General features: G+C 61.8%; 25 protein-coding genes. 17 read left to right on the top strand and 8 right to left on the bottom strand.

The genetic code is table 11. The features are described from left to right. Positions 1-67 precede the first annotated feature (67 nt). Positions 68-1,642 carry a trimethylamine methyltransferase family protein gene (locus tag NKI29_RS00195; protein WP_292654762.1) on the bottom strand — a complete coding sequence of 525 codons (1,575 nt, stop codon included), beginning with the start codon at positions 1,640-1,642 and terminating at the stop codon, positions 68-70. Positions 1,643-1,950: 308 nt separating this feature from the next. Here NKI29_RS00195 and NKI29_RS00190 point away from each other — a divergent pair, with 308 nt between their 5' ends. Next, entirely contained in the window at positions 1,951-2,649 is a 699-nt protein-coding gene (locus tag NKI29_RS00190) for a cobalamin B12-binding domain-containing protein (protein WP_023676506.1), read from the top strand. Positions 2,650-2,730: 81 nt separating this feature from the next. Here NKI29_RS00190 and NKI29_RS00185 read toward each other — a convergent pair whose 3' ends face one another. Continuing rightward, the gene (locus NKI29_RS00185; RefSeq protein ID WP_023676507.1) at positions 2,731-2,871 is read right to left on the bottom strand and encodes an entericidin A/B family lipoprotein; all 141 of its coding nucleotides are present in this window, start codon (positions 2,869-2,871) and stop codon (positions 2,731-2,733) included. A 64-nt stretch (positions 2,872-2,935) separates the two neighbouring features. Here NKI29_RS00185 and NKI29_RS00180 point away from each other — a divergent pair, with 64 nt between their 5' ends. Then, on the top strand, positions 2,936-3,565 hold the full coding sequence (locus NKI29_RS00180) for a DUF1638 domain-containing protein (protein WP_352568945.1): 630 nt from the start codon (positions 2,936-2,938) through the stop codon (positions 3,563-3,565). A gap of 8 nt (positions 3,566-3,573) precedes the next feature. Here NKI29_RS00180 and NKI29_RS00175 read toward each other — a convergent pair whose 3' ends face one another. Continuing rightward, positions 3,574-4,497: an NAD-dependent epimerase/dehydratase family protein gene (locus NKI29_RS00175; protein ID WP_352568946.1), complete on the bottom strand. Its 924-nt coding sequence runs from the start codon at positions 4,495-4,497 to the stop codon at positions 3,574-3,576. 121 nt (positions 4,498-4,618) lie between these two features. Between NKI29_RS00175 and NKI29_RS00170 the strand changes: the two genes are divergently transcribed. The 10 genes from NKI29_RS00170 to NKI29_RS00125 all read left to right on the top strand — a co-directional run bounded on the left by NKI29_RS00170 (position 4,619) and on the right by NKI29_RS00125 (position 14,112). After that, entirely contained in the window at positions 4,619-5,194 is a 576-nt protein-coding gene (locus NKI29_RS00170; RefSeq protein ID WP_352568947.1) for a DUF4893 domain-containing protein, read from the top strand. Between the two features lie 79 nt (positions 5,195-5,273). Then, positions 5,274-6,056, top strand: coding sequence for a formyl transferase (locus NKI29_RS00165; protein WP_352568948.1), 783 nt, complete (start codon positions 5,274-5,276; stop codon positions 6,054-6,056). A gap of 43 nt (positions 6,057-6,099) precedes the next feature. Next, on the top strand, positions 6,100-7,011 hold the full coding sequence (locus NKI29_RS00160) for a fatty acid desaturase family protein (protein WP_352568949.1): 912 nt from the start codon (positions 6,100-6,102) through the stop codon (positions 7,009-7,011). 235 nt (positions 7,012-7,246) lie between these two features. Beyond that, positions 7,247-7,549, top strand: a complete 303-nt coding sequence (locus NKI29_RS00155; protein WP_352452105.1) for a virulence factor — start codon at positions 7,247-7,249, stop codon at positions 7,547-7,549. Next, a complete protein-coding gene (locus NKI29_RS00150; RefSeq protein ID WP_352568950.1) occupies positions 7,542-8,165 on the top strand; it encodes a methylenetetrahydrofolate reductase C-terminal domain-containing protein in 624 nt (207 codons plus the stop codon). The genes NKI29_RS00155 and NKI29_RS00150 overlap by 8 nt, the downstream gene beginning before the upstream one ends. Beyond that, a complete protein-coding gene (locus tag NKI29_RS00145) occupies positions 8,162-9,253 on the top strand; it encodes a methylenetetrahydrofolate reductase (RefSeq protein WP_352795301.1) in 1,092 nt (363 codons plus the stop codon). Before NKI29_RS00150 ends, NKI29_RS00145 begins: the two co-directional genes overlap by 4 nt. A gap of 80 nt (positions 9,254-9,333) precedes the next feature. Continuing rightward, positions 9,334-10,308 (top strand): methyltetrahydrofolate cobalamin methyltransferase, encoded by a 975-nt coding sequence (locus NKI29_RS00140; RefSeq protein ID WP_352568951.1) that lies wholly within the window; start codon positions 9,334-9,336, stop codon positions 10,306-10,308. 113 nt (positions 10,309-10,421) lie between these two features. Next, complete coding sequence (locus NKI29_RS00135; RefSeq protein ID WP_352452107.1) at positions 10,422-12,491, top strand: ASKHA domain-containing protein; 2,070 nt, start codon at positions 10,422-10,424, stop codon at positions 12,489-12,491. 186 nt (positions 12,492-12,677) lie between these two features. Further along, positions 12,678-12,860 carry a hypothetical protein gene (locus tag NKI29_RS00130; RefSeq protein WP_352454618.1) on the top strand — a complete coding sequence of 61 codons (183 nt, stop codon included), beginning with the start codon at positions 12,678-12,680 and terminating at the stop codon, positions 12,858-12,860. A gap of 268 nt (positions 12,861-13,128) precedes the next feature. Further along, positions 13,129-14,112, top strand: coding sequence for an alpha/beta hydrolase (locus NKI29_RS00125; RefSeq protein WP_352454619.1), 984 nt, complete (start codon positions 13,129-13,131; stop codon positions 14,110-14,112). A 6-nt stretch (positions 14,113-14,118) separates the two neighbouring features. Here NKI29_RS00125 and NKI29_RS00120 read toward each other — a convergent pair whose 3' ends face one another. Beyond that, a complete protein-coding gene (locus tag NKI29_RS00120) occupies positions 14,119-15,018 on the bottom strand; it encodes a LysR substrate-binding domain-containing protein (protein ID WP_023676521.1) in 900 nt (299 codons plus the stop codon). 229 nt (positions 15,019-15,247) lie between these two features. Between NKI29_RS00120 and NKI29_RS00115 the strand changes: the two genes are divergently transcribed. From NKI29_RS00115 to NKI29_RS00095, 5 genes are all read left to right on the top strand, one after another. Continuing rightward, on the top strand, positions 15,248-15,433 hold the full coding sequence (locus tag NKI29_RS00115; protein ID WP_352452109.1) for a hypothetical protein: 186 nt from the start codon (positions 15,248-15,250) through the stop codon (positions 15,431-15,433). A gap of 335 nt (positions 15,434-15,768) precedes the next feature. Then, entirely contained in the window at positions 15,769-15,903 is a 135-nt protein-coding gene (locus NKI29_RS00110; RefSeq protein WP_013894968.1) for a hypothetical protein, read from the top strand. 350 nt (positions 15,904-16,253) lie between these two features. After that, positions 16,254-17,192: a GlxA family transcriptional regulator gene (locus tag NKI29_RS00105; protein ID WP_348625928.1), complete on the top strand. Its 939-nt coding sequence runs from the start codon at positions 16,254-16,256 to the stop codon at positions 17,190-17,192. Between the two features lie 81 nt (positions 17,193-17,273). Further along, entirely contained in the window at positions 17,274-17,564 is a 291-nt protein-coding gene (locus NKI29_RS00100) for a type II toxin-antitoxin system TacA family antitoxin (RefSeq protein WP_352477597.1), read from the top strand. Further along, on the top strand, positions 17,561-18,052 hold the full coding sequence (locus NKI29_RS00095) for a GNAT family N-acetyltransferase (protein ID WP_352568952.1): 492 nt from the start codon (positions 17,561-17,563) through the stop codon (positions 18,050-18,052). Before NKI29_RS00100 ends, NKI29_RS00095 begins: the two co-directional genes overlap by 4 nt. A 26-nt stretch (positions 18,053-18,078) precedes the next feature. Here the strand turns inward: NKI29_RS00095 and NKI29_RS00090 are convergent, their stop codons facing one another. The 4 genes from NKI29_RS00090 to NKI29_RS00075 form a co-directional block, all read right to left on the bottom strand. Continuing rightward, on the bottom strand, positions 18,079-18,861 hold the full coding sequence (locus NKI29_RS00090; protein ID WP_352452112.1) for an ABC transporter ATP-binding protein: 783 nt from the start codon (positions 18,859-18,861) through the stop codon (positions 18,079-18,081). Continuing rightward, positions 18,858-19,634 carry an ABC transporter permease gene (locus NKI29_RS00085; protein WP_023676527.1) on the bottom strand — a complete coding sequence of 259 codons (777 nt, stop codon included), beginning with the start codon at positions 19,632-19,634 and terminating at the stop codon, positions 18,858-18,860. The genes NKI29_RS00090 and NKI29_RS00085 overlap by 4 nt, the downstream gene beginning before the upstream one ends. Positions 19,635-19,705: 71 nt before the next feature. Beyond that, entirely contained in the window at positions 19,706-20,656 is a 951-nt protein-coding gene (locus NKI29_RS00080) for an ABC transporter substrate-binding protein (protein WP_352452114.1), read from the bottom strand. A 114-nt stretch (positions 20,657-20,770) separates the two neighbouring features. Then, entirely contained in the window at positions 20,771-21,619 is an 849-nt protein-coding gene (locus NKI29_RS00075; RefSeq protein WP_352568954.1) for a DUF1194 domain-containing protein, read from the bottom strand. Positions 21,620-21,635: the final 16 nt, after the last annotated feature.

Genomic DNA, 21,635 nt, shown 5'->3' with positions numbered 1-21,635 from the left:
AGGCACTCCGCCAGACTTCCTTGTGGATGATGTTGGCGACTTTAGCCCCGCCTGATTCGGGCTCCTTTCAGGTGAAGGCGTCGGCCATCGACGCCTTCTTCCTGGCGATGAAGTCCTTCAGCCCGTCGTCGATGCCCGGGTCGAGATACGGCGCCTCGTAGCTCTCCAGCCAGCGGCGGGCGAGCTCGTTGGCGCGCTGGGGTGCGGTTTTTTCGCCTTCCGCCAGCCACTGCTCGTAGGAATTGTTGTCGGCGATGTTGGAACGGTAGAACGCGGTCTGGAAATTGGCCTGGGTGTGATCGCAGCCGAGATAATGGCTGCCCGGGCCAACCTGGCGGATGGCGTCCATCGCCTGGCCGTTTTCCGACAGGTCGACGCCTTCGGAGAACTTCTGCGTCATGCCGAGCTGGTCGATATCCATCATGAATTTTTCGTAGCAGGAGGCGAGACCGCCCTCGAGCCAGCCGGCCGAATGCAGCACGAAATTGGTGCCGGCGAGGATCGTCGAGTTCAACGTATTGGCGCTCTCGTAGGCGGCCTGCGCATCGGGGATTTTTGAAGCACAGAGCGAACCGCCGGTGCGGAACGGCAGGCCGAGCCTGCGGGCAAGCTGTGCGGCGCCATACGAGACCAGCGATGGCTCCGGCGTGCCGAAGGTCGGCGCGCCCGACTGCATCGAGATCGACGAGGCGAAGGTGCCGAACAGCACCGGCGCACCCGGCCGGATCAGCTGCGTGAACGACGCGCCGGCCAGCACTTCGGCCAAAACCTGCGTCAGCGTACCGGCGACCGTCACCGGGCTCATCGCACCGGCAAGGATGAATGGTGTGACAATGCAGGCCTGGTTGTGGCGCGAATAGACCTTCAGCGCTCCCAGCATGGTTTCGTCGAAGACCATCGGCGAGTTGGCGTTGATCAGGCTGGTCAGCACCGTGTTGTTCTCGACGAAATCGTCGCCGAATACGATCTTGGCCATTGCCACCGTATCTTCGGCGCGCTCGGGCGCGGTAACCGAACCCATGAACGGCTTATCCGAATATTTGATATGGCTGTAGACCATGTCGAGATGGCGCTTGTTGACCGGCACGTCGACCGGCTCGCAAACCGTGCCGCCCGAATGGTGGATCGACGGCGCCATATAGGCGAGTTTCACGAAATTCCGGAAATCCTCGATCGTCGCGTAGCGCCGGACGCCGTCGAGATCGCGCACGAAGGGCGGTCCATAGACCGGCGCGAACACTGTCGCGTTGCCGCCGATCTGCACCGAGCGCTCGCCGTTGCGGGCGTGCTGGGTATAGACGGACGGAGCGGTCTTCAACAGCGAGCGGCAGAGGCCCTTGGGGAAATGCACCCGCTCGCCCTTGACGTCGGCGCCCGCCTCTTTCCAAAGCTGCAGCGCCTCGGCGTCGTCGCGGAAGATGATGCCGATCTCCTCCAGCACGGTGTCGGTGTTCTTTTCGATCAGCGCCAGCCCTTCCTCGTCCAGCACTTCATAGACGTTGATCTTGCGCTTGATATAGGTGAGCTGTGTGCCGGGGCCGCCGCCCGAACGCGCAGCCCGTCGGGCTGCGGCGCCACCGCTGGCAGCGCGCCCGCGCCGTGCGTTTGACGCTTCCTGATCGACCGGCGCGTTCTCACTCATAATCGTTCTTCCCTGGCTTTCGTTCTGGCCTGATTTACTCCGGCCGGGCTCTTGAACCGGCCTGAAATCCGTTTGCGGCCGCATATTGCGGTCTCTGGCCGGATCGTAGCCATGCACCCTATTCGAAACGGCCCGCCAGCGCCAACGCCTGTCGCAAAATCGACAAGAATTCCAAGAGATTTACGGTCGCTTTCGTTTTGCGGGAAGTCGCAAATCAGCTATGGACAACCGGCCCGTGCGGGTTAGGTATTGACGCGATATTTTTAAGCTGCCGCAACAGTTGTAGCCGGCAAGGAGCCTGAGAAAAAATGGCCGACGACGAGATCATCCTTTCGGAACTCTCCGACGACGAGTTGGTGCAGCAGATGCACGACGATCTTTATGACGGGTTGAAGGAAGAAATCGAGGAAGGCACCAATATCCTTCTCGAGCGCGGCTGGGCGCCTTACAAGGTGTTAACCGAGGCTCTGGTCGAGGGCATGCGCATCGTCGGCGAGGACTTCCGCGACGGCATCCTGTTCGTTCCCGAAGTGCTGCTGTCGGCCAACGCGATGAAGGCCGGCATGTTCATCCTGCGTCCGCTGCTTGTCGCCACCGGCGCGCCGAAGCAGGGTAAGATGGTGATCGGCACCGTCAAGGGCGACATCCATGACATCGGCAAGAATCTGGTCGGCATGATGATGGAAGGCGCCGGCTTCGATGTCATTGACCTCGGCATCAACAATGCGGTCGAAAAATATCTCGATGCCATCGAAAAGCACCAGCCCGACATCATCGGCATGTCGGCGCTGCTGACGACGACCATGCCTTACATGAAAGTCGTCATCGATACGATGAAGGAAAAGGGCATTCGCGATGACTATGTCGTGCTGGTCGGCGGCGCACCGCTCAACGAGGAATTCGGCAAAGCCGTCGGCGCCGACGCCTATTGCCGCGACGCCGCGGTGGCGGTCGAGACCGCCAAGGACTTCATGAAGCGCAAGCACAACGTCCGCGCTTCGGCCTGAGCCAATAAGTCCGGCACCGACGAGAAAAGCCGCGCCTTGCAGTGCGGCTTTTTTATTCCCAAATATTTAGAGCCGTGCGGATCAGGGTTTCTTGACGGTATCGTCAACAGCCTTCGCAGTGGATTTGATATCCTTACCGACGCCGCGCACCGTGTTGGCGCAGGCCGAAACAGCCAAGGCGCAGGCGAGAATAGCGATTGGCGCGACGCGGAACAATTTCATGAATGGTGTCTCCCTCAGGATATAAATTCGCTGGACAGCAACGAAGATGGATTAGACTGGTTCCATGACTACCGCGCGAAAACAACAATCCGATCAAGGCGACAGGCTGCTCGTCATCGCCTGCGGGATGATTGCGCGCGAAGTTTTGGCGGTCAAGGAGCAGCTCGGGCTCGACCATCTCGACCTGACCTGCTTGCCGGCGGAGTTCCATTTCTATCCGGACCGCATCGCGCCGGCCATGGACAAGGCTATCGAGAAGGCCAAGACCGACGGCTACAGACACATATTCGTCGGCTATGCCGATTGCGGCACGGGTGGCCTGCTCGACCGGATCTGCGAGAAGCACGGCGTCGAGCGTATGGCCGGGCCGCATTGCTTTGCCTTCTACCAGGGCATGGATGCCTATGCGAAGGTCGCCGATGACGACATGATGTCGTTCTACATGACCGATTTCCTCTGCCGGCAATTCGATGCCTTCTTCATGAAGCCGCTCGGTCTGGACAAGCACCCGGAGCTGATCAAGGACTATTTCGGCAATTACGAGAAGCTGATCTATATCGCCCAGACCGACGACCCGGAACTCGACAAGGTCGCCGAAAAGGCGGCGAAAATGCTCGGCCTCGCTTATGAGCGGCGCTCGACCGGCTATGGTGACCTGACGAAGGAACTGGCCAGCGCTGCAATCCTGGCTTGACGATATTTCTAGGCAAAGCGTTCTTCAGCTTCGAGCCCGGCGAGCACATCGGCAAAGCTCGTCTTGCAGACGAAACCCAGCCGGTCCCTCGCCCGCGACGCATCATAGACCCGGTCGATCGACGAAAACATCGTCCAGCCTTTCTTCGTGTAGAGTGCCGGATAATCCGGAAAATAGCGCGCGACGACCGACGGCGCGTCGGCGATCAAGGCCGCGCAATCTTCGGGCTGGAAAGGCGTCGGTGCCGAGATGATGAAAGTGTCGAAGCCCAATTGCGGCGCTTTCTCCAGGGCAGCGATGTGGGCGTCGGCTGCGTCCTCCACCGTCAGCCGGCGGAACAACAGCTCATTGGCCTTGGTGTTGGCATCCGACTGTTCGATCACGTGCGCCGTGTCGTCCGCCTCGGGAAAAAACCGGGCGGTGCGCAACACGATCACCGGCAGGCCGAACTGCAAATGATAGAGCCGGCAGAGCTGTTCGGCTGAAAGCTTGGTGACGCCGTAGATGTTGCGCGGTTCAGGCGACATGTCTTCCGTCAGCCATGCCGCCTTGCGCGCCCCGCCGGTGAAGCCGGTGCGTATGGACTCGGAAATCATCAGCGATGTCGTCGACGTAAACACGAAGCGCTGAACGCCAAAAGCTGCTGCCGCATCGAGCAGGTTGAGCGTGCCGCGCACATTCGTCTCGACGAAATCCTCGTTGCGATGACGTTCGATGTCAGGCTTGTGCAGCGCGCCGCTATGGATGATGGCCTCGATGCGGTTCTCCTCGACCGCCCTCATGACCAGGTCGCGATCGGCGACAGAGCCGACGATTCGCGTTTCCGAGGATGGGACGGGATCGAGGCCGGTGACGTCATGACCAAGAGCCCGCAGCCGCGGCGCCAAGGCGCTGCCCAGCCAACCGGACGATCCCGTCAGCAAGATCCGCATTCTTTCCACCTCGTTTCTGCTGTCGATGCTCAGGCACGGATGACAGAACGCGGCGAAACATTAAGGTATGCGCCAGACAAGAAAACAGCCTGCTCCAGCCATCAAAAGGGAAACGCCACCGATGATCGCTCGCCTCATGTTTGCCGCAGCAACTGTCCTCTGCTTGACCATGCCCGCGTTCGCCGATGGCGAGGTGCAGAAGCTGATAACGGCTGCCGACAAGGCGCGGCTCAACAAATATGGCGAGACGCGCAAGGCAGCGCTTGACGAGGCGAAGGCCGGCGATCCCGCCGAGGTCAAGCAGCTCGACGCCTTGCTGGCAAAGCCGCTGGTTCCCTTCTCTGACAAGGACCTGACCGGCAAATGGCAATGCCGCACCATCAAGGCCGGCGGATTGAGCCCGCTCGTCATCTATGGCTGGTTCAAATGCAAGGTGAGTGACGACGGTTCCGGCTGGAGCCTGGAAAAGATCACCGGCTCGCAGCGCACCAAGGGCCGCTTCTTCGACGATGGCGAGAAACGCGCGATCTATCTCGGTTCCTTCCACGTCAACGACGATCCGGCAAAGCCCTACGGCAGCGGCCCGGAAAGCGATCAGGTCGGCTATGCCTTCCGCAACAGCGCCAGTGAATGGCGCATCGAGTTCCCGGCGCCCTATTATGAATCGAAGCTCGATATCCTCGAATTCAAGCGCTGAGCCCCGATCACCAGGGGTTAACCCGGTCAGCCTAGCATTCGCGCGCAAAGAACAGGTTCTTTGCGGGAGGTCGCAGAGCATGGCACTGTCGAAAACAAACCAACGGCCGATCGTCGTCGTCACCGAAGGCGGCCCGCATATCTGGGCGATCGTCAACGCCGTCGCCGATCAACTCGGCCCGGTCAGCGTCATCCTCGAAGCTCCTGAATCCAAAAAGCAATTGCTTCTCGCGCGGGCGCGGCGGCAAGGCTGGACCTCGGCCATCGGTCAACTCGGCACGATGGTGCTGACGCGCTTCGGCAAGCGCTTCTTCGCCGGCCACGCAGCACGGCTTGCCGCCGGGCAGAAGCTGCAAACCGAACCGAAGCCTGGGCAAAAGATCATTTATGTCTCGTCGGCCAACGCGCCGGAGTGCCTGCAGGCGATCGCGGAAATCCAGCCGGGTGTGGTGCTGCTCGCCGGCTGCCGCTTGCTGTCGCGGCAGACGCTGGCGAAAATCCCTTGCCCGGTCCTCAACTACCATGCCGGCATCGCCCCGAAATATCGTGGCATGAACGGCGGCTACTGGGCGCTGGCTTCAGGCGATGCGGAGAACTTCGGCACCACCGTGCATCTGGTCGACGCCGGCGTCGACACTGGCGGCGTGCTGCGGCAGACGCGTGGCAAACCGCAGCCGGGCGACACAATTTCAAGCTACGCGTTGCGGCAGGCGGCCTTCTCGCGCGACATCTGCGTCGAAGCCGTCAGGGATGCGCTGGCCGGCAAGGTCGGCACGGTGGATCCCGGCCTGCCTTCGAAACAATGGTATCATCCGACGGTATGGTTTTATCTCTGGACGGGGATAAGGAACGGCGTCTGGTGACGCGCCGATTTACCGGACAGCCACCCGCCACTAACATTGCATCATGAGCGACATCGACCACCGCACCATCATTGCCGGCCTTTCGGTCGAGGACCGTCGCGACCTCACCGCCAGGCTGGACGGACCCGGCATTATCCGGCTGGCCGTCCATGGCGGGCTGGTTGTCGTGCTGGGCGCGCTGATCGCCGCCCGCATCCCGTTCTGGCCGCTTCTCATCTTGCCGCAGGGAATCCTGATCGTCTTCTTCTTCACGCTGTTGCATGAGACCATCCATGAAACGGCGTTCAGAACGGCGTTGCTCAATCGCACCATCGCCACCGTGGCCGGCTTCCTGATCCTGCTGCCGCCGGCATGGTTCCGCTACTTCCATTTCGCCCACCACCGCCACACGCACGACCCGGACAACGACCCCGAACTCATGGCCCCGAAGCCGGAGACCATCGGCCAGTACCTGCGTTATCTCTCCGGCGGCCCCTACTGGAGCGGCATGGCCCGCGTGGTCATAACCAACGCGGCTGGCCGCAACCGCGACGGTTTTGTGCCGGAAAAGGGCCGCGCCAAGGTGGCTGCCGAAGCACGGCTGTTCCTGATCGGCTATGCGGTGTTGCTGGCCGCATCTCTCGCCATACAGTCGGCGCTGCTGTTGTGGGTCTGGATCGTGCCGGTGCTGGTCGGACAGCCGTTTTTGCGTGCCTACCTGCTGGCCGAGCACGCGTTGTGCCCGCATGTCGCCAACATGCTCGAGAACACCCGCACCACCTTCACCACAAGGCTGGTGCGCTTCGTGGCTTGGAACATGCCGTACCATTCCGAGCACCATTCCTATCCGGCCGTTCCCTTCCACCGCCTGCCGCGCTTCCATGACATCGTCGCGGAGCATTTACGCACGACCGAACGAGGTTACGTGCGCTTCCACAGGAAGCTGGTCGGCAGCTACGATGGCCGCGCCGGCTGACCAGTGCTGGAAGAAACTCCGCTTTCAACCGCGGCCGTCGATTGCGTCGCTTTTGAAGGCCCCCGCGTCGTCCCATAACAAGCAGCCCAACAGCGCTTCCGGCAATGCTCGAAACCACTGCATTGGCCAAAAGATCGGAATCGATCTTCGGAGAGCACGATGCAGCGGAGTTAAATGGTAGAGCATCGTTTGTGCGTCCGATTGGACGCACGGCGCTCTGCAGGAGCAGGAAATTATGGCCGATCTGATCGTCGTCTACTGGCGCGACATCCCCGCCCAGGTCATCGTCAAGAAAGGCCGGCAGAACGCCAAGCGCGAACTGCCGCTGCGCTTCACCGAGGCGATCGACATGTGCGCCATGCGCACCGGCGCTGGCGGCACCGACGACTATCTTGCCGAATGGCGCAAGGCAGAACCCCTCCCGGTCAGTGACGATCTTGAAGCCGAGGCCGAGAAGGCTCTTCAGGAACTTGATGCGAAATACGACCGTGAGCGGCTGGTCGCTCTGGTCAAGGCGGGGGGCAAAGAAAATGTCTGATCCCCAATCAATGCCGGCGACGACGGCTCAAGCCGGCGTGACCCAGGCGACCATCGTCAAGAAGGCGGCGCCGAAATCCGACTACAAGCCGGCCGACGTGTCGCCACAGCGGCGTGTGCAGCGGTCGTTTGCGGTGCGGCTTTGGTCGGTGCGGCATTCGCGGCTGCTCGAATGGTTCTACGCCAGGTTCGCCGACATATTCCTGGCTCTCCACCCGCTATGGAAGGGCATCGGCTACAGCCGGGTCGAAGGGCCGGTGAAATTCGTCGAAAAGCGCGTCAAGGGATTCATGTTCGACTGCCGCATGTGCGGCCAGTGCATCCTTTCCTCGACCGGCATGTCGTGCCCAATGAACTGCCCCAAGCAATTGCGCAACGGCCCTTGCGGCGGTGTCCGCGCCAACGGCAATTGCGAGGTCGAGCCTGACATGCCTTGCGTCTGGGTCAAAGCCTGGGAAGGCTCGCGGAACATGGTGCATGGCGACAAGATTTTGGAAGTGCAGAAGCCGGTGGATCAGTCCTTGCGCGAAACCTCCGCCTGGCTGCGGGTCACCGCGCAGGCCGCGGCCGCCCGCAATGCGGCCCGGAATACTACGAAGACCGGAGCGTCGGCATGATCGGCCGTCAGCCAGACGAGAATCCGGCCGGCATCCATTTGCCGCTCGATCCCCTGCCCGGCCACACCTCGCGTGGCCGGCTGGAACGCGTCCTCAGGCGCGGCGAGTTCGCAGTGACGACCGAGCTCAATCCGCCTGACAGCGCCGATCCGGAAGACGTCTACAACCGCGCCAGTATTTTCGACGGTTGGGTCGACGCCATCAATGCCGTCGACGCTTCCGGCGCCAACTGCCACATGTCGTCGGTCGGCATCTGCGCGCTGCTGACCCGCATGGGCTATGCCCCGATCATGCAGATCGCCTGCCGCGACCGGAACCGCATCGCCATCCAGGGCGACGTGCTTGGGGGTGCTGCGATGGGCGTCGCCAACATGCTGTGCCTGACCGGCGACGGCGTGCAGGCCGGCGACCAGCCCGGCGCCAAGCCGGTGTTCGATCTCGACTGCATGTCGCTGCTCGAAACCTGCCGCGTTATGCGCGATAACGGCAAATTCCTGTCCGGCCGAAAACTCACGACGCCGCCGCAGCTTTTCCTTGGCGCGGCCATCAACCCGTTCGCGCCGCCGATCGATTTCCGGCCCTATCGGCTGGGCAAGAAGATCGCCGCCGGGGCACAGTTCGTGCAGAGCCAGTACTGCTTCGACGTACCGATGTTCCGCACCTACATGCAGAAGGTCCGCGATCTCGGCTATACCGAGAAATGTTTCATCCTGTGCGGCGTCGGGCCGCTGGCCTCGGCCAAGACGGCCAAATGGATCCGCTCCAACGTACCGGGCATTCACATTCCCGATCAGATCGTCAAGCGCCTGGAAGGCGCCCAGGATCAGAAGAAGGAAGGCAAGCAGCTCTGCATCGACATCATCAATGAGGTGAAGGAAATTCCCGGTGTATCCGGCGTCCATGTGATGGCCTACCGCCAGGAAGAATACGTCGCCGAGATCGTCGACGAATCCGGCGTGCTGAAGGGTCGCCGGCCGTGGAAACGCGAAATCCGCCGCGACGACCAGCTCGTTGCCGACCGGCTCGACCACATACTGCATGACGACCTCACTGAAACCCAGGTCGACATGGTCAAGACCGCGCATTGACAGCGCGAATCGTCAGCATTCGCTTGATCAGAAACAGATAACGATATAAAGAACTCTTTATATCACGATGGAGAGATTTCATGACCCGCACCATCGTCGCCTCGGCGACACGAGAAATCATCATCGGCTTCGATCAGCCCTTCTGCGTGATCGGCGAGCGCATCAATCCGACCGGCCGCAAAAAGCTGGCCGCCGAAATGATCGCCGGCAATTTTGAGACCGTCATCAAGGATGCGCTGGAGCAGGCCGCCTGCGGGGCGACCATGCTCGACGTCAATGCCGGCGTCACCGCAGTCGACCCCAACGCCACCGAGCCGGCGCTGCTGGTGCAGACGCTGGAGATCGTGCAGGGCCTGGTCGACCTGCCGTTGTCGATCGACTCCTCCGTGACTGCGGCAATCGAAGCGGCGCTGAAGGTCGCCAAGGGCCGGCCGCTGGTCAATTCCGTCACCGGCGAGGAGGAAAAGCTCGAAGCCATCCTGCCGTTGATCAAGAAATACAACGTTCCCGTCGTCGCCATTTCCAACGACGAGACCGGTATTTCGATGGACCCCGATGTGCGCTTCGCCGTCGCCAAGAAGATCGTTCAGCGCTGTGCCGACTTCGGCATTCCGGCGCATGATGTGGTCGTCGACCCGCTGGTCATGCCGATCGGCGCGCTGGGCGATGCCGGCCGCCAGGTATTTGCCCTGCTACGCCGGCTGCGCGAGGAGCTCAAGGTCAACACCACCTGCGGCCTCTCCAACATCTCGTTCGGCCTGCCGCACCGTCATGGCATCAACGCCGCCTTCATCCCGATGGTGATCGGCGCCGGCATGACCTCGGCGATCATGAACCCGGTGCGGCCGCAGGAAATGGAAGCGGTGCGCGGCGCCGACGTGCTGAACGGCACCGACGAGAACTGCACCAACTGGATCAGGACCTACAAGGACTACAAGCCTGCTGAAGGCGGCCAGGCCGTTGCCGCCCGGACGCAGGTCAACGCGCCGGGCGATGGCAATGGCAATGGCGGACGCAGGCGCGGCGGCCGCGAAGCGCGTATGGCCCGGGGTTGAGCCAGGTCTTGGCCGACACGATATGGGGCCTAGGACTGAGGAGGAACCGAGACACAGCGGCATCGCTGCCGTGGCCAAGACCCGAGCTGCGTAGAAAGTAAAGTCTGGAACGTATGAACTCTCCCGTCAACATCACCGATCCGCTCGTGCTGTTCATGCCGTCGGGCAAGCGCGGGCGGTTTCCGGTCGGCACGCCGGTTCTGGATGCCGCGCGCCAGCTCGGTGTCTATGTCGAGAGCGTGTGCGGAGGGCGTGCCACTTGCGGGCGTTGCCAGATCGAGGTGCAGGAAGGCAATTTCGCCAAGCACAAGATCGTTTCCTCCAACGATCACCTCTCGCCCAAGGGCGCCAAGGAAGAGCGCTACGAGCGCGTACGCGGCCTGCCCGAGCGCCGCCGGCTGTCCTGCTCGGCGCAGATTCTCGGCGATCTCGTCGTCGACGTGCCGCAGGACACCGTCATCAACGCGCAGACCATCCGCAAGGACGCCGACACCAGGGTCATCGCCCGCGATGCGGCAATCCGCATGTGCTATGTCGAGATCGAAGAACCCGACATGCACAAGCCGCTCGGCGACCTCGACCGTCTGAAGATCGCGCTGATGAAGGACTGGGGCCTCAAGAGCCTCGATTTCGATTTCCATCTGTTGCCGCAGGTGCAAGGCATTTTGCGCAAAGGCAACTGGACCGCGACCGCCGCCATCCACAAGGACACCGACAGCGAGACCGCACGGGTCATCGCTTTGTGGCCCGGCCTCAAGAACGAGGCGTACGGACTTGCCTGCGATATCGGCTCGACCACGATCGCCATGCATCTGGTGTCGTTGCTGTCGGGCCGCGTCGCCGCCTCGTCGGGCACATCCAATCCGCAGATCCGCTTCGGCGAGGATCTGATGAGCCGTGTCTCGTACGTGATGATGAACCCGGACGGCCGCGAAGGCATGACGGTCGCCGTGCGCGAGGCCATTTCGGGGCTTGTGGACAAGGTCTGCACCGAAGGCAACGTCCAACGCAACGACATCCTGGATTCCGTGTTCGTCGGCAATCCGATCATGCACCATCTGTTCCTCGGCATCGATCCGACCGAGCTCGGCGGCGCCCCCTTCGCGCTAGCCGTCTCCGGCGCCGTGCACATCAAGGCATCGGATATCGGTTTGAAGCTCAACCAGGGCGCCAGGCTCTATATGCTTCCTTGCATTGCCGGCCATGTCGGCGCGGACGCTGCCGCAGTGACGCTGTCGGAAGGGCCGCACCGCCAGGACGAGATGATGCTGATCGTCGATGTCGGCACCAATGCCGAGATCGTGCTCGGCAATCGCCACCGGGTCGTGGCGGCCTCATCGCCAACTGGCCCGGCCTTCGAAGGTGCGGAAATCTCCGGTGGCCAGCGCGCCGCACCGGGTGCCATCGAGCGCGTCCGCATCGATCCTGAAACGCTGGAACCGAAATACCGCGTCATCGGCTCGGAACTCTGGTCCGACGAGCCGGGCTTCCTCGACAGCGTGCAGGCGACCGGCGTCACCGGTATTTGCGGCTCCGGCATCATCGAGGTGGTCGCCGAGATGTATCTCGCCGGCATCATCTCCGAGGACGGCGTCGTCGATGGATCGCTGAGCGGCCACTCGCCTCGCGTCGTCGCCAATGGCCGCACCTTCTCCTATGTGCTGAAGGAAGGCGAGCCCAAGATCACCATCACCCAGACTGATGTGCGCGCTATCCAGCTTGCCAAGGCCGCCCTTTATGCCGGCACCAAGCTTTTGATGGAAAAGCAGCACACCGATCATGTCGACCGCATCCACTTCGCCGGCGCATTCGGCTCGTTCATCGACCCGAAATACGCAATGGTGCTGGGCCTGATTCCGGATTGCGACCTCGACAAGGTCTCGGCCGTTGGCAATGCGGCCGGTGCCGGTGCCCGCATGGCGCTGTTGAACCGTGGCTATCGCCGCGAGATCGAGGAAACCGTTAGCAAGATCGAGAAGATCGAGACGGCGCTGGAGCCGAAATTCCAGGAACATTTCGTTTATGCCATGGCGCTCCCGAACAAGATCGACCCGTTTCCCAAGCTGTCGGCGGCGGTGAAACTGCCGCCGCGCAAGACGGTGAGCGAAGACGGCATTGCCGGCGACGCTGCCCCGCGGCGGCGTTCGCGCGAAGGCCACGCCGCGCGGCGCGGGCGGGGATGACTCGCCTCCGATAGGCCGTCAGACCTTCCATTTTCATTTGTATGCAAATGTTTCCAGATCGCGCCGATCTGGAAACGAAATCGCGTTTTCGTGAAATCCGCCAGATACATAGGCGGAGCATTTAACCGGCATCGAACGGCAGGCGGAAACAGTTTTCGGCCACCGCAACGCTCCAAGGAGATCAAGATGTCGATGTTCGAAAGCTTCGGCCGCTATGGTGCGGCCTTCAAGAAAACACGCGAAGCGCGCAAGTCGCTGCGCATCCTCAACAGCTTGCCGCCTGAGATCCAGAAGGACATTGGCTGGCCGGTGTCGCCGCGTTCGAGCGAAGGGCAGCCGTCGGTCGGATGGGGCACGCAGCGCGGATGAAATTCATCGACAAATGCAAGCTGTTCGGTATTCGCCGGAGCCGCAATGCGGCTCCGGCTGCACCCAGCAATTGGCTGCGCGCCGCGTTGCTGCCGCGGCGTTGAGCTGCGCCGGTAGGCCAGAGACTTCATGGCCGGATGCTTTGTCGACAGCTGGGATCAAACGACCGTGTTGAGATTGCATCAATCTTGACTTTTTTGGTGGCGACACAATCTTCGAAATAGTCGGGGGTTCTCTTAGTCGGCTCAGCCGAAGTCCGTGTATCTGCATGCCCAGTCTCAAAAGCCACGTCGTGTCGTTCGTCCTCAGGTACAGCCGCAAGAAGGCGTTTTCCAGCCCCGAGAACCTGCAGCGCTGGATCGCCTATGCGCGCAAGACGGAAAACCATCAGCCGCCTGCGTCGCTGCGGTCGCGCCTGGAGATCACAACCCGCACGATCAACGGCTTTCCCGTCTACGAGATCGCTCCCCAGGCTGGTGAGCGGAGGCGGATTCTCTACCTGCACGGCGGCGCTTATGTCTTTGAAATCACACCCTATCATTGGCGGCTGATCGCCGACATGGCCGACCGCCTCGGGTTCGGTATCACCGTGCCGATCTATCCCATTGCTCCCGAACACGACTTTCACGCCATGTTCGGCATGGTCGGCGCCGTCTACTGCCAGATGTTCGGCGAAACCAGGGCGACTGATATCATCTTCATGGGCGATTCCGCCGGCGGAAACATGGCCGTCGTGCTGACGATGATGGCTGCGCAAAATGGCTTGCCCTTGCCATCACGCCACGTGCTGATTTCGCCCGGTCTCGACGTGTCGCTCGCCAACCCAGAAATGTATGAGGCCGAACGCAACGATCCGTGGCTGGGCATTGCCGGCGGCCGCGAGGCGATCCGGCTTTACAGCGCCGGCATAGATCCCACCGACTGGCGCATCAGCCCGGTTTACGGCGACCTGTCGGTGCTGCCCAAAACGCTGCTGCTGACCGGTTCACGCGATCTGCTCACCCCCGACAATCTGATCTTCGCGGAAAAGGCACGCGCGGCCGGCGTCGAAATTGAGGTCGTCCACGAGCAAGGCATGTTCCATGTCTGGCCGTTGATCGACATGCCGGAGGCGCGACGCGCGCGGGACAGCATAGTGGCCTTCTTGACCAACGAAACTGACAGTTATCATGCCAAGGCAGGAGAGTTGTGGCTGCAGAGGACAGACCGCGACGGAACCCCTCGCGATCTGGTTGCGCCGCTCAGGTCGTAGTTTGGCTCAGAACTTCCCAGTTTCCCTGAACATCTCAAACGTCGCGCGGATATGGTCGGCGACTGCCTTCACCGGCGCGCTGGCGTCCGGCGTCACCACCATGGCGAGGTTGTAGGTGCCGATGTCAGGCATGCCGTCCTTCGGGCACAGCTCGACCATGTCGCTGCCGAGGAAGGATTTCGGCAGCGGCGCCACCGCAAGATCCGCCATGATCGCGGCGCGCTGGCCGGCCGTGTGCGCGCTCATATAGGCGATACGGTAGTTGCGGCCCTCGCGGCCAAGCGCCTCCAATGCCCCTGCCCGCCAGGCACAGCCCTCTTCCCACAATGAGACCGGCAGCGGCTCGCGCAGATGCGCGCAACCGCCCTTGGCACCGGCCCAGACGATCGGCTCTGTGAGCAGCACTTCGGCGCCGATCGCGCTGGTCTTGTAGGAGTTGGTGAGCAGCGTGATGTCGAGCGCCCGGTCGTCCATGCGCCGGCGCAGATTGACGCTCTGGTCGATGGTGACGTCGACCGCGATCGATGGATGCGACTGTGCGAACCGCTTCAGCACATGCGGCAGCACACGTTCGCCGTAATCGTCCGGCGAGCCGAGCCGCACCACCCCGACAATGTCTGGAATGATGAACTTCGACACCACCTCGCGATTGATCGACAGCAGCCGGCGCGCATAGCCGAGCAGCATCTCGCCATCGGTGGTCAGCGTCACCGAACGGGCGTCGCGCGCGAACACCGAGCGGCCGAGAATGTCCTCCAGCTTCTTGATCTGCATGGAGACGGCCGACGGCGTGCGGAAAACCGCATTGGCCGCAGTGGTGAAGCTGCCGGTCTCGGCGATCGCGACGAAAGTGCGCAGAACATCCAGATCGAGCAGCGGCAGCGGATGATTGAGTGGGGCGTTCATGGCAAGCGACCTTCAATTTTTCTGATGCAAACCATCATTCCATTTCGTTTGATTGAACATCAGTTTGGGAGGATAGTCAACTCCATCGAAGGCAGGACGCATCGAAGTGGTCCCGAAACAACCATGACACGGACCTGCAATCGACACGAAATGAAGCTGAAACAAACCCGGTGTACCGCCTGACGCTGCAAGCGCCGGGACAACCTGGCCCAACGCGAAGGAGAATGAGATGTCTATCCTGTCATCCATCGGTCGGATCGCGACCGAGTTCAGCGAGGCCCGTGCCCGCTACCAGACGGAACGCGCCATCCGCGCGCTGCCGATTGAACTGCAGAAGGATATCGGCTGGCCCGAAGCTGCCGATGCTAAGGCCGGCACTCGCCATGGTGTGGGATCCTGGGCTGGAGCAAAGTAAACCGTGTGTATCAACAGCTGAAGGCCTGCCGCGCAGATCAGCCCGGCAGGCCTTTTTGTTTGTACTCCAATGATTTTCCCGAGCCATGTCGCCGTCGCATGCCGCATATGAGCAAGTCGCATAGCAGCCCGCACTGGCAATCAACACATTGTAAATAATCGAAAATCCGGGGCAGAATGCCCAAATTTGTCGCATTCCGTGTCGCTTTTCATATCAAGTGCTTCGCTTTTGCGATTTAGTTTCCCCTCACGTAAGCCTATATCATCATCAACAAACGAGCTGCCCCACTCCATCAAGCGAAGGCGACCCGTCTGAGCAACCGAATGGAGATGATCATGAAGCTTTTTGCCCGCCTCTTTGCCCGTCGCGAAATGAACCTGACGACCGCGCTCGAGCGCCAGCGCCTGGCCAACACCATGCCTGGCCAGACCGGTGCCATGGCTGCCGCGCGCCTCGGCTTCGTCGCCTGAGACGCGGCAATCCCGGCGGAAGCAGCCTAGCGCTGCTTCGAAGTCGATCCAGCGCCGCTTCGGTTTTGCCGAGGCGGCGTTTTCGTGTGCGCAGACTGCGTAGGCTCGTTTGCTCGATCCGGCGGCATGTCGCGTCCTTCGCCGCATAGCGATTGCCCATTTGCGACCCGTGTCGCAAATAAAGTCGCTCCGTTGCCATCTAGCCAATTGACAGGAAACGTCTTTCCTGATGTCGCTATGCTAATCGCGACATCCTGTTCGCGCCATTGCAGCGTGAGGATCTACCCGTGAACGTCGTAAAGCACCCGATCCGGCGATCGTTCGTATTCTTCCTGGTCCCCGATTTCACCATGATCGCCTTCGCGACGGCGCTCGATCCATTGCGTTCGGCCAACCGCATGCTCGGCTATGAAGCCTATCGCTGGCGGCTCGCCAGCATCGACGGCAAGCCGGTGCGCGCCTCGAACGGCGTCGAATGCGCCGTCAACACCTCGCTGGAGGAAGAGCGCAAGAAAATGTCCGGACCGGACCGGCCGAACATGGCCATCGTCTGCAGCGGCATCAATGTCGAGCGCTACCAGAACAAATCGGCCTTTGCCTGGTTGCGCGAGGAGTACAATCGCGGCGTTGCCGTCGGCGGCCTGTGCACCGGCGCGCATATCCTGGCCGCCGCAGGCCTGCTGTCCAACAAGCGCTGCGCCATCCATTGGGAGAACCTGCCGGGCTTTTCCGAGGCGTTCCCCAAGGCCAATGTCTTCGCCGACCTCTTCGAGATCGACCAGAACATCTACACCTGCGCCGGCGGCACCGCCGCGCTCGACATGATGCTGAAGCTGATCGGCGACGATTTCGACGAAAGCCTCGTCAACCGCGTCTGCGAGCAGGTGCTGACCGATCGCGTGCGCAGCCCGACCGACCGCCAGCGCCTGCCGCTGCGCGCCCGCCTTGGCGTGCAGAATTCCAAGGTTCTGACCATTATCGAGCTGATGGAAGCCAATCTCTCCGAGCCGCTCTCGCTGATCGAGGTCGCCGACCATGTCGACCTGTCGCGCCGGCAGATTGAGCGCCTGTTCCGCACCGAGATGGGGCGCTCCCCTGCCCGTTACTATCTGGAGATCCGCCTCGACCGCGCCCGGCACCTGCTGATCCAGTCGTCGTTGCCGGTGGTCGAAGTGGCGGTCGCCTGCGGCTTTGTTTCCGCCTCGCATTTCTCCAAATGCTATCGCGAGTTGTACGCCCGCTCGCCGCAACAGGAACGCGTCGACCGCAAGCAGCTTCTGGCGGCTTGATCCAGCACGTTTCGCGGGCGCGGCCGAAATTGTCATGACATTGTCTGGCGAAATGTGGTATCCCTCAATCGAGAGGTACCAATGACGACCAGAACCACCAGATCGGAAAAACTGGACTTGCGCCTTACCCCCCAGGCAAAGCGTACACTCGCAACCGCCGCCGCGACTGAACGCCGTTCGCTCAGCGATTTCGTGCTTGAAAGCGCGCTTGCACGAGCCGAAGAAACATTAGCCGACCGGCGCAGCTTCCATCTCGACGCCGAAAAATGGGTCGCGTTCATGGCAGCGCTCGACGCGCCAACGCGTGATCTCCCCCGCCTCAAGCGCCTATTGAACGAACCAAGCATCTTTTCCGGTCGCGATCCAGCGTGAGCGAATTCCAGATCGAGAAACTGGCCCGCAAGCATTTGGTGGACATGTTCGACTGCGGTGAAGAACCGCTCAATCGCTTTCTCGTACGCTATGCATTCCAAAACCAGCAAGCCAATGCTTCGCAGACCTACATTGGTCTCTCTGGCGAAGATGTGATCGGCTTTTATACCCTGGTCGTTGGTGAAGTTAAATATGAGGGTGCGCCCGAGCGATTGACGAAAGGTCTCGCACGCCATCCGGTGCCTGTAATGCTGCTGGCGCGTCTTGCGGTCAGTCTGGACTGGCAAGGCAAAGGCGTCGGCGGCGGACTGTTGCGCGATGCCGTCCTGCGCAGTTTGCAGGCGGCCGATATTGCAGGTATCCGCGCGGTCGTCGTCCACGCCAAGAACGACGGCGCCCGCACGTTTTACGAGCGCTACGGATTCGCGCAATCGCCGACGGACCCGCTGCATCTTTACGTGCTTATCAAGGACTTACGAAGTCTCTGAGCCGTTCAGGCGCCTTGCTGACCCGACTATATCTGCGCCGTGCGCATCGCCTCGACGCGGATATCTTCCGTCAGCCGCGCCTTCAGTGCCGAAAACTCCGGGCTGGTCTTCAGCGTGTAGTGGCGCGGATGCGGCAGGTCGACGGCAACGTCCGATTTGATGCGGCCCGGCCGTGCCGTCATCACGACCACGCGCGACGCCATGAAGATCGCCTCCTCGATGTCGTGGGTGACGAACAGCACCGTTTTTTGCCGGCGCTCCCAGATGCCGAGAAGCAGTTCCTGCATCAGCCCGCGGGTCTGGTTGTCGAGTGCGCCGAACGGCTCGTCGAGCAGCAGAATCTCCGGATCGTTGGCCAGTGCCCGGGCAATCGCGGTGCGCTGCTGCATGCCGCCGGAAAGCTGCTTCGGCCAATGGTTTTCAAAACCTCTCAGCCCGACGAGATCGACGTAAGAAGCGACGATTTCGCTGCGCTCGTGCTCGGCCATTCCACGTTCGCGCAGGCCGAAGGCGATGTTCTCGGCGACCGTCAGCCACGGAAACAGCGTATAGGACTGGAAAACCATGCCGCGGTCTGGACCGGGCCGGTCCACCACCCTGCCGTCGAGCAGAACACGTCCCCCACTCGGCGCTTCGAGGCCGGCGACGATCCTGAGCAGCGTCGACTTTCCACAGCCGGATGGCCCCAGGATGGTGATGAAGTCGTTGGCGGCGACCGCCAGATCGATCGGCATCAGCGCCTTGACCGGCTGCCCACCGCCGACACCGGCGAAGGTGCGCGAGACGCCTTCGATGAGCAGCTTGCTCACGCCAGGCTCCATGGAAACAGCCAACGGTTAAGCGCCTTGAAGGCGAAATCGGACAACAGCCCGATCAGGCCGATGACGATGATGCCGAAGATGATCTGCCCTGTCGCCAGCCGCGACTGGCTGTTGATGATCATGTAGCCGATGCCCGACGACGAGCCGATCAGCTCGGCGACGATGACATAGGTCCAGGCCCAGCCGAGCACCAGCCGCAGGGTCTCGGCAATCTCCGGCGCATTGGCCGGCATGATCACGCGCCGCACGATGCCGTTGTCGGACGAGCCAAGCGTGTAGGCCGCCTCGACCAGGTCGCGCCGTGTGCCGCCGACCTTGACCGCGATGATCAGGATGATCTGGAACACCGAGCCGACGAAGATCACCAGCAGTTTTTCGAGCTCGCCAACGCCCGCCCACAGGATGAGCAGCGGGATGAAGGCCGATGCCGGCAGATAGCGGGCGAAGGAGACGAACGGCTCCAGGAACGCCTCCACGGGCTTCCAGGCACCCATCACGATGCCGAGCGGCACGGCAACGATGGCCGCCATCAGGAACCCGCCGAAGACGCGCCAGATGGTGATAAGGATGTCGAGCCAGAAGCGGTCCTCGACCAGCAGCCGCCAACCGTCTCTCACCATCGACAGCGGATCGGCAAGGAAAATGCGATTGACGTGGCCGCCAAGCGTGATCCACGCCCAGAACGCCACGAACAGCACGAAGAACGAAATGCCGAGCACGGTTCGAATGCCCGGCGAGACCGGATGCAAGGGGCGCGGCATCTTCGACCGTCCTCTGATCTGAATGAAAAAGCGGCGGCGCACGCGCCGCCGCCGGGCGACAATCCTGCCGGTTAGTCGGCGACGGCGCTGGTGTCGGCCAATGTCGAGACGTCAGGCGCTTCCTTGATCAAACCCATCTGCAGCAGAAGCTCGCCGGCGGTCTTGGAAAAGTCCTGGAATTCCTTGGTGAAGAACTGCTTGTTTTCAGCCTTGTCGGCCCATTTCAGGTATTTGGCCGACTCTTCGAATTCCTTGGCCGACTGCTTCACGTCGGCACCCATCGTCTCATAGGATTTCGCCGGATCGCTCTTGATCAGGTCGAGTGCCTCGAAATAGCTGTCGGCAAGCGCCTTGCCCGCATCCGGATTGGCCTTAAGGAACTCCGGCGTGCAGCCGACCGTATCGAGCACCATCGGATAGTCGAGAGTGGTCACAAGGATATGGCCCTGGTCGGACTTTTCGCGCACCGCCGAGATGAACGGCTCATAGGTGACCGCCGCATCGTTCTGGCCGGCGAGAAACGCCTGCGCCGCCGCATCCGGCTCCAGGTTGACGACCGTCACGTCCTTGGTCGACATGCCGTTCTTGTTGAGCACCCAGGCCAGCATGAAATAGGGCGAGGTGCCCGGCGCCGAAGACGCGACCGACTTACCTTTGAGATCGGCGACGGTCTTGATGTCGTTGCGGGCGACGATGCCGTCGGCGCCGTAGGATTTGTCGAGCTGGAATATTTGCTTGGTTGTCACGCCATTGGCGTTCCAGACCAGCCAGGTCTCGACCGTGGTGGCGGCGCATTGCAGGTCGCCGCTGGCGATGGCGAGCGGCCGGCTGGCTTGCGGCACCTTCTTCAAGGTGACGTCGAGGCCGTGCTTTTCGAAGATGCCGGCCTGCTTGGCGAGTGTCAGTGGCGCAAAGCCGGTCCATCCACTGATGCCGATACTGACCGATGTGGCGGCCATCGCCGGCGCGGACAATCCGACGGCAAGCGTCAAGCTTGCGGCAAGAATTCCGATCCTGTTCATGTCGGTTCCCCTTTTATGTGTTCGGATGGGGAATTGTGTCACAGACGCCCGCAGGCTTGTCAATGAAGCAGATGCTGCACTGCGGTATGTCACCATCGACAGCAAACTCCGCCATCAGCGGCTGTTGTACATCCAGCTGCGGTCGCGCCACATTTTTTCGCCGACCAGGCAGTCGGTGACGGGGATGTCCTGTGCCAGCACCAATGGCGGATGCGCCGCCTGTTCCGCCGCTCGCTGCGGCGAGGCCGGACCGGCAAGCTCCAGCACCAGCTTGCGGCGGATGGCCTCCGGAAACTGCGTCCAGTCATTGACCGGGATCATGAAGGAGCCCGGCCCGCCGATGACGCAGTCGCTGTAGTAGCGGTCGAGATTGTTGACATCGTAAGCGCTGCTGAACCCGCCCCTGGTCATCAGCGGCAGGCCGTTGACGGTGATGCCTTGCTTGATCACGGCGTCGCGGGTGATATCGACAGGTGCGCCCTGGTTGTTGGGGCCGTCACCCGAAATGTCGATCACCCGCTTGACGCCCTGGAAGCCGCTTTCAGCAAAGAGATCGCTGGCGAATTCCAGCGCGCCGGAGATCGAGGTGCGCCTGGCACTGGCCGGCGGATGAGCGGAAAGCTGCGCTGCCAGCCGCTCGGCGTCGGCACGATTGGCGATCACCGTCCACGGCACGACGACCTGCTGCCAGGTCGCGCCAGCCCATTCGACATAGGTGACGGCAATCTTGCCATGAGCGCCTTCGCCGATTGCCTGCAGGACATCGTCATGCGTCAGCGCCGCCGCATAGCCATGACGCTGGATTTCGAGCTCGTCCGGCGACATGGACAGCGAAACGTCGACTGCCAGCACCAGTTCGACGTCGACCGGCTCGGCGGCGCGGGAGTTTGCAGTCAGCCATAGCACCGACGCCAGCGCGGCGGCACCCGAGACGAGATGTCTTGCACGGGCAAAACCAGACATGCCGCACGGTAAGCGA

Origin of the sequence: Mesorhizobium sp. M0678, from assembly GCF_040320505.1 — a bacterium.
Taxonomy (GTDB): Bacteria; Pseudomonadota; Alphaproteobacteria; order Rhizobiales; family Rhizobiaceae; genus Mesorhizobium.
The sequence above is the reverse complement of the archived record's forward strand: the minus strand, read 5'-3'. Positions and strand labels throughout refer to the sequence as shown.